This window comes from Leifsonia sp. SIMBA_070 (assembly GCF_046534635.1).
GTDB lineage: Bacteria > Actinomycetota > Actinomycetes > Actinomycetales > Microbacteriaceae > Leifsonia.
This window is the reverse complement of sequence record NZ_JAWRYK010000216.1, coordinates 1-276: the sequence shown is the minus strand read 5'-3', so window position 1 is coordinate 276 and position 276 is coordinate 1. Positions and strand designations below refer to the sequence as shown.

Here is a 276-nt window from a genome sequence, read left to right as displayed (position 1 = left end):
CGTGCTGAGCCAGGCGGGCTTCCACATCCGCGTCCATATCTTCGGGTGACGCGATGCGGGTGTACCACTTGTTCCACAACTCACCGTCGCGCACGGCGTCCGCAAGCTCGGGGACATGGGTGCGGGACAACGGTTCAAGGATCACGCCGGCTCCGCTGAGCTCTACGGGTTCCAGGAACGACGGCGGTGCGGGGCAGCTCTGGTCTCTCATGGGAACAGCGTATGCCGGGCAGTGTTTCGGCCTGCCCAACCCGCGTAACAGAGCGCTTTTGTCAG

At 64.1% G+C, this 276-nt stretch carries 1 pseudogene; it reads right to left on the bottom strand.

The features are described 5' to 3' along the window. Positions 1–211 (bottom strand): annotated as a pseudogene (locus tag SB754_RS20090) (hypothetical protein); the annotation flags it as partial. Between the last annotated feature and the right edge of the window lie 65 nt (positions 212–276).